Raw genomic sequence first — 5827 nt, 5'->3', positions numbered from 1 at the left:
CTGCGCTTTCCCTGTGCGATGGACTGATTCTATCCGGCGGACAGGATGTAAATCCGCTTTGCTACAATCAGGAGCCTCACAAAACCCTCGGCGAAGTCTGTCCGGAACGCGACGCTTTTGACCTTGATTTGTACAGGCTCGCAAGAGAAAAAGACATGCCGGTGCTTGGTATTTGCAGAGGCTCGCAGATCATTGCGGTCGCCGAGGGCGGTACTCTCTACCAGGATCTCTCGCTGGCAGAGACTTCTCTCAAGCATTCCCAGGGGCACAGTCCGGCGATGCCAAGCCACCATATCCATGTCGAGGAAGGAAGTAAGCTCTTTGATATCGTGAAAGAAAGGAGGATATGCGTAAACTCCTTCCATCATCAGGTAATCAACACTCCCGGTGACAGGATGAGAGTCACAGCCAGAGCGGATGATAACATCATCGAAGCGATAGAGCACAAGGATGCGAAATTCGTCCTTGCCGTTCAGTGGCATCCCGAGATGATGCACGCAAGCGACGAGCACATGCTCCATATTTTCAAGGCATTGATACACCACTGCTAGTTTCGTATTACTATTTTATTATCATTTCATTCAGGAGGAATATTATGGAACAGAAAAGAAAACTCGGATTCTGGTCAATCGTTTCTTTGACCATCAACTCAATCATCGGTACAGGGATCTTCCTGTCACCCGGCGGAGTTGCGAAACAAAGCGGTGCGCTTGCGCCGTTCATCTACGTCTGTGCAGCAGTATTTGCGATCATGCTCGCACTTACCTTTGCAAGCGCAAGTAAATACACAAGAGAGAGCGGAGCTGCCTACGCATATGTAAGAACAGCATTCGGCGACAACACCGGTCTCTATGTAGGTATCACAAAGATTCGTATCTGCAAGTATCGCATGGGGCGTAATGGCGACAGGCGCGGTCGGAACTGCCTTCCAGATACTGGGATATCAGAGCGATGCGATTACTTTCGGAATGAGGACGATCGGATTTATCGTTCTCATGGTAGTTCTCTTTATCATCAATGTCCTGGAACAAAGATTTTCGAGTGGGTATCAAACCTCTCAACGATTGGTAAGTGTGTTGCACTCGTATTTGCAATTCTTGCAGGTATCGTAATCGCAGTGAAGACCGGAAACCACATGGGCGAGATAACTGCACTGGTAAATGACGCCGGAGAAAGGTAGTTCCTCCGATGACGACCGCGGATTCGTAACTGCCCTCGTAGCTGCCTTCTATGCATTCACGGGATTTGAAAGTGTAGCTTCCGGAGCCGGTGATATGGAAAAGCCTGAGAAGAATCTTCCCAGAGCCATTCCTGTCGCTATCGGAATCGTAGCTGCGATTTACTTCGGTATCATCCTGACAGCCATGCTGATCGATCCCGTCGCTATGGTCACAAGCTCGTCAGTGGTAGTGCTTGCCGACGTATTCAAGAGTACGGTTATCAGAAATGTCATCGTCATAGGTGCGTTCGTATCGATGTTTGGAATCAACGTCGCATCGTCCTTCCATACACCGAGGCTTCTCGAAGCCATGGCTCTGAGAAAGCAGGTGCCGGATGTTTTCGCCAAGAGAAACAGCAAGGACATTCCTGTAAACGCATTCATCATCACTGTGCTTTTCGCCATCGTAATTCCTATGGCTTTCTCGTATGACATGAAAGGTATCATGATCATTTCGACGATCGCACGTTTCGTACAGTTTGTACTGGTACCTGTCGCTGTCATCATGTTCTTCTATGGCAAGACGAAGAATCCCACCCTTGAAGGCGCCAAGAAGAATTTCGCAACAGATGTGGTAGTATCGTGATCTCTCTGATACTCACCGCGCTCCTTCTGTTCAAATTCGACTGGAAGGGAAGCTTCTCTACCACAGCTGAAACAGGAACGTCCCTGAACATGTTTGCAATCGTAGCTATGCTCATAGGATACGTAATCATCCCTGTTCTCGTATACTTCTACGCTAAGGCTCACACCGACAAAAAGATTGCACAGTAACTATATTACGGAGATATAAAAATGGATAAAACAGTATATAACGCATTTGTGGAATTACTCGGTTCCGAACTTCGGCTGGCTATGGGCTGCACGGAACCAATAGCGGTGGCTTATGCCGCCGCGAAGGCAAGGGAAGTCCTTGGGCAGTTCCCGGAAAGAATAGAGATGTATTGCAGCGGGAACATCATAAAAAATGTAAAAGCCGTCACAGTGCCTAATTCCGGCGGCAGAAGAGGTCTCGAAGTCGCATCGATTCTCGGCGCGGCTTTCGGGATGCCTCCCTGGAGCTTGAGGTAATCAGCAGGGTGAAGGATGAAGAAATAGCGCGGCTTCAAAAGCTGCTTGACAAGGACATCTGTCACTGCCATCTTGAGACGGGAAAGGACAACCTGTATATCCGGACGGAGGTATTTCATGGCGCCGACAGTGCTCTTGTAGAAATCGCGGAAAACACACCTACATCACACGGATAGAGAAGAACGGGGAACGGATACTGTCTCAGGAACCGCTCCATCTTCTTAAAAGTGATATGTCCTTTCTGAATCTTAAGGACATATACACCTTTTCAAAGGAAGTCGATCTTAAAGACATCGATAATCTGATCGTCAGACAAATCGACTGCAATAGGAATATTGCAGAGGAAGGGATAGAGAAGCCTTACGGTTCACAGATCGGGAGAAGATATCTCGGTATGTATGGAGATTCAGATTATCGCTTCAAAGCGATTGCATACGCAGCTGCCGGAAGTGATGCGAGAATGAATGGCTGCGCCCTTCCGTGATAAACTCCGGATCCGGAAATCAGAGCATAACTATGAGCGTTCCTATCATCCCTGTATGCGAAGGAAAAGGGATAGCACACGAGGAGATGATACGTGGACTTGTAGCGGACTCGTTGCGGGCATCATCCTAACAGTATGCAGAAAGATCTCCGATGTTTTCTTTTGGAGGAGCGCAACGAGGTCCGCAAATACAAGTCCACGTATCATCTCCTCGTGTGCTATCCTTTTTCTTCGCATACAGGATGATAGGAACGCTCATAGTTATGCTCTGATTTCCGGATCCGGAGTTTATCACGACCGGAAGGGCGCAGCCATTCATTCTCGCATCACTTCCGGCAGCTGCGTATGCAATCGCTTTGAAGCGATAATCTGAATCTCCATACATACCGAGATATCTTCTCCCGATCTGTGAACCGTAAGGCTTCTCTATCCTTCCTCAATATTCCTATTGCAGTCGATTTGTCTGACGATCAGATTATCGATGTCTTTAAGATCGACTTCCTTTGAAAAGGTGTATATGTCCTTAAGATTCAGAAAGGACATATCACTTTTAAGAAGATGGAGCGGTTCCTGAGACAGTATCCGTTCCCGTTCTCTCTATCCGTGTGATGTAGGTGTGTTTTTCCGCGATTTCTACAAGAGCACTGTCGGCGCCATGAAATACCTCCGTCCGGATATACAGGTTGTCCTTTCCCGTCTCAAGATGGCAGTGACAGATGTCCTTGTCAAGCAGCTTTTGAAGCCGCGCTATTTCTTCATCCTTCACCCTGCTGATTACCTCAAGCTCCAGGAGGCATCCCCGAAAGCCGCGCCGAGAATCGATGCGACTTCGAGACCTCTTCTGCCGCCGGAATTAGGCACTGTGACGGCTTTTACATTTTTTATGATGTTCCCGCTGCAATACATCTCTATTCTTTCCGGGAACTGCCCAAGGACTTCCCTTGCCTTCGCGGCGGCATAAGCCACCGCTATTGGTTCCGTGCAGCCCATAGCCAGCCGAAGTTCGGAACCGAGTAATTCCACAAATGCGTTATATACTGTTTTATCCATTTTTATATCTCCGTAATATAGTTACTGTGCAATCTTTTGTCGGTGTGAGCCTTAGCGTAGAAGTATACGAGAACAGGGATGATTACGTATCCTATGAGCATAGCTACGATTGCAAACATGTTCAGGGACGTTCCTGTTTCAGCTGTGGTAGAGAAGCTTCCCTTCCAGTCGAATTTGAACAGAAGGAGCGCGGTGAGTATCAGAGAGATCACCGATACTACCACATCTGTTGCGAAATTCTTCTTGGCGCCTTCAAGGGTGGGATTCTTCGTCTTGCCATAGAAGAACATGATGACAGCGACAGGTACCAGTACAAACTGTACGAAACGTGCGATCGTCGAAATGATCATGATACCTTTCATGTCATACGAGAAAGCCATAGGAATTACGATGGCGAAAAGCACAGTGATGATGAATGCGTTTACAGGAATGTCCTTGCTGTTCTCTTGGCGAAAACATCCGGCACCTGCTTTCTCAGAGCCATGGCTTCGAGAAGCCTCGTGTATGGAAGGACGATGCGACGTTGATTCCAAACATCGATACGAACGCACCTATGACGATGACATTTCTGATAACCGTACTCTTGAATACGTCGGCAAGCACTACCACTGACGAGCTTGTGACCATAGCGACGGATCGATCAGCATGGCTGTCAGGATACCGAAGTAAATCGCAGCTACGATTCCGATAGCGACAGGAATGGCTCTGGGAAGATTCTTCTCAGGCTTTTCCATATCACCGGCTCCGGAAGCTACACTTTCAAATCCCGTGAATGCATAGAAGGCAGCTACGAGGGCAGTTACGAATCCGCGGTCGTCATCGGAGGAACTACCTTTTCTCCGGCGTCATTTACCAGTGCAGTTATCTCGCCCATGTGGTTTCCGGTCTTCACTGCGATTACGATACCTGCAAGAATTGCAAATACGAGTGCAACACACTTACCAATCGTTGAGAGGTTTGATACCCACTCGAAATCTTGTTCCCAGGACATTGATGATAAAGAGAACTACCATGAGAACGATAAATCCGATCGTCCTCATTCCGAAAGTAATCGCATCGCTCTGATATCCCAGTATCTGGAAGGCAGTTCCGACCGCGCCTGTCGCCATTACGCCCCATGCGATACTTGCAGATACGAATCTTGTGATACCTACATAGAGACCGGTGTTGTCGCCGAATGCTGTTCTTACATATGCGTAGGCAGCTCCGCTCTCTCTTGTGTATTTACTTGCGCTTGCAAAGGTAAGTGCGAGCATGATCGCAAATACTGCTGCACAGACGTAGATGAACGGCGCAAGCGCACCGCTTTGTTTCGCAACTCCGCCGGGTGACAGGAAGATCCCTGTACCGATGATTGAGTTGATGGTCAAAAGAACGATTGACCAGAAAGTTTTCTTTTCTGTTCCATAATATTCCTCCTGAATGAAATGATAATAAAATAGTAATACGAAACTAGCAGTGGTGTATCAATGCCTTGAAAATATGGAGCATGTGCTCGTCGCTTGCGTGCATCATCTCGGATGCCACTGAACGGCAAGGACGAATTTCGCATCCTTGTGCTCTATCGCTTCGATGATGTTATCATCCGCTCTGGCTGTGACTCTCATCCTGTCACCGGGAGTGTTGATTACCTGATGATGGAAGGAGTTTACGCATATCCTCCTTTCTTTCACGATATCAAAGAGCTTACTTCCTTCCTCGACATGGATATGGTGGCTTGGCATCGCCGGACTGTGCCCCTGGGAATGCTTGAGAGAAGTCTCTGCCAGCGAGAGATCCTGGTAGAGAGTACCGCCCTCGGCGACCGCAATGATCTGCGAGCCTCTGCAAATACCAAGCACCGGCATGTCTTTTTCTCTGCGAGCCTGTACAAATCAAGGTCAAAAGCGTCGCGTTCCGGACAGACTTCGCCGAGGGTTTTGTGAGGCTCTGATTGTAGCAAAGCGGATTTACATCCTGTCCGCCGGATAGAATCAGTCCATCGCACAGGGAAAGCGCAGCCT

General features: G+C 48.3%; 10 protein-coding genes and 2 pseudogenes. 5 read left to right on the top strand and 7 right to left on the bottom strand.

The features are described from left to right. The 5 genes from FYJ34_RS11625 to FYJ34_RS11610 all read left to right on the top strand — a co-directional run. A partial coding sequence (locus FYJ34_RS11625) for a gamma-glutamyl-gamma-aminobutyrate hydrolase family protein (RefSeq protein WP_154478936.1) occupies positions 1-551 on the top strand: 551 nt, incomplete at its 5' end. 44 nt (positions 552-595) lie between these two features. Next, complete coding sequence (locus FYJ34_RS13290) at positions 596-1180, top strand: APC family permease (RefSeq protein WP_235899513.1); 585 nt, start codon at positions 596-598, stop codon at positions 1178-1180. After that, positions 1161-1805 (top strand): APC family permease, encoded by a 645-nt coding sequence (locus FYJ34_RS13285; protein ID WP_235899512.1) that lies wholly within the window; start codon positions 1161-1163, stop codon positions 1803-1805. Before FYJ34_RS13290 ends, FYJ34_RS13285 begins: the two co-directional genes overlap by 20 nt. Positions 1806-2014: 209 nt before the next feature. Further along, positions 2015-2290, top strand: coding sequence for a hypothetical protein (locus tag FYJ34_RS11615; protein WP_154478935.1), 276 nt, complete (start codon positions 2015-2017; stop codon positions 2288-2290). 8 nt (positions 2291-2298) lie between these two features. Continuing rightward, positions 2299-2466, top strand: coding sequence for a hypothetical protein (locus FYJ34_RS11610; protein WP_154478934.1), 168 nt, complete (start codon positions 2299-2301; stop codon positions 2464-2466). Positions 2467-2901: 435 nt separating this feature from the next. Here FYJ34_RS11610 and FYJ34_RS15575 read toward each other — a convergent pair whose 3' ends face one another. The 7 genes and pseudogenes from FYJ34_RS15575 to FYJ34_RS13265 all read right to left on the bottom strand — a co-directional run. Next, positions 2902-3180, bottom strand: coding sequence for an L-serine ammonia-lyase, iron-sulfur-dependent, subunit alpha (locus FYJ34_RS15575; protein ID WP_465244907.1), 279 nt, complete (start codon positions 3178-3180; stop codon positions 2902-2904). Between the two features lie 144 nt (positions 3181-3324). After that, positions 3325-3540 (bottom strand): hypothetical protein, encoded by a 216-nt coding sequence (locus FYJ34_RS11600; protein WP_154478932.1) that lies wholly within the window; start codon positions 3538-3540, stop codon positions 3325-3327. Between the two features lie 8 nt (positions 3541-3548). Next, a complete protein-coding gene (locus FYJ34_RS11595; protein ID WP_154478931.1) occupies positions 3549-3824 on the bottom strand; it encodes a hypothetical protein in 276 nt (91 codons plus the stop codon). A 2-nt stretch (positions 3825-3826) separates the two neighbouring features. Beyond that, the gene (locus tag FYJ34_RS13280; protein ID WP_235899511.1) at positions 3827-4174 is read right to left on the bottom strand and encodes a hypothetical protein; all 348 of its coding nucleotides are present in this window, start codon (positions 4172-4174) and stop codon (positions 3827-3829) included. 252 nt (positions 4175-4426) lie between these two features. Beyond that, positions 4427-4624, bottom strand: a pseudogene (locus FYJ34_RS13275) (amino acid permease); the annotation flags it as partial. 138 nt (positions 4625-4762) lie between these two features. Beyond that, positions 4763-5203, bottom strand: coding sequence for an amino acid permease (locus FYJ34_RS13270; RefSeq protein ID WP_330582627.1), 441 nt, complete (start codon positions 5201-5203; stop codon positions 4763-4765). 132 nt (positions 5204-5335) lie between these two features. Then, positions 5336-5680, bottom strand: a pseudogene (locus FYJ34_RS13265) (gamma-glutamyl-gamma-aminobutyrate hydrolase family protein); the annotation flags it as partial. Between the last annotated feature and the right edge of the window lie 147 nt (positions 5681-5827).

Source organism: Suipraeoptans intestinalis, assembly GCF_009696485.1.
In the GTDB taxonomy this organism is placed as follows: Bacteria; Bacillota; Clostridia; order Lachnospirales; family Lachnospiraceae; genus Suipraeoptans; species Suipraeoptans intestinalis.
Note: the sequence above shows the minus strand (reverse complement) of the source record. Positions and strands in the feature narration are given on the sequence as shown.

Bases quoted from the DNA above. Each gene is read 5' to 3' on its own strand.
- FYJ34_RS13290 (WP_235899513.1), top strand. From the start codon at position 596: ATGGAACAGAAAAGAAAACTCGGATTCTGGTCAATCGTTTCTTTGACC.
- FYJ34_RS11615 (WP_154478935.1), top strand. From the start codon at position 2,015: ATGGATAAAACAGTATATAACGCATTTGTGGAATTACTCGGTTCCGAA.
- FYJ34_RS13280 (WP_235899511.1), bottom strand. From the start codon at position 4,174: ATGATCATTTCGACGATCGCACGTTTCGTACAGTTTGTACTGGTACCT.
- FYJ34_RS13285 (WP_235899512.1), top strand. From the start codon at position 1,161: ATGACGCCGGAGAAAGGTAGTTCCTCCGATGACGACCGCGGATTCGTA.
- FYJ34_RS11595 (WP_154478931.1), bottom strand. From the start codon at position 3,824: ATGGATAAAACAGTATATAACGCATTTGTGGAATTACTCGGTTCCGAA.